Source organism: Bacillus sp. (in: firmicutes) (genome assembly GCA_017656295.1).
Taxonomy (GTDB): domain Bacteria; phylum Bacillota; class Bacilli; order Bacillales; family JACDOC01; genus JACDOC01.
Genome location: JACDOC010000060.1, coordinates 1 through 500, shown reverse-complemented (window position 1 = coordinate 500; position 500 = coordinate 1). Strand labels below are relative to the sequence as shown.

Here is a 500-nt window from a genome sequence, read left to right as displayed (position 1 = left end):
CGCTTCCGCTTTTCTTGCTTGGTTAAGTCCTCGATCGATTAGTATCCGTCAGCTCCACGTGTCACCACGCTTCCACCTCGGACCTATCAACCTGATCATCTTTCAGGGATCTTACTCACTTGACGTGATGGGAAATCTCATCTTGAGGGGGGCTTCATGCTTAGATGCTTTCAGCACTTATCCCTTCCACACGTAGCTACCCAGCTGTGCTCCTGGCGGAACAACTGGTACACCAGCGGTGTGTCCATCCCGGTCCTCTCGTACTAGGGACAGCTCCTCTCAAATTTCCTGCGCCCACGACGGATAGGGACCGAACTGTCTCACGACGTTCTGAACCCAGCTCGCGTACCGCTTTAATGGGCGAACAGCCCAACCCTTGGGACCGACTACAGCCCCAGGATGCGATGAGCCGACATCGAGGTGCCAAACCTCCCCGTCGATGTGGACTCTTGGGGGAGATAAGCCTGTTATCCCCGGGGTAGCTTTTATCCGTTGAGCGA

The 500-nt window shown here is 55.2% G+C and carries 1 rRNA gene; it reads right to left on the bottom strand.

The features are described 5' to 3' along the window. Positions 1-17: 17 nt before the first annotated feature. Positions 18-500: ribosomal RNA gene (locus H0Z31_15830) — 23S ribosomal RNA — on the bottom strand; the annotation flags it as partial.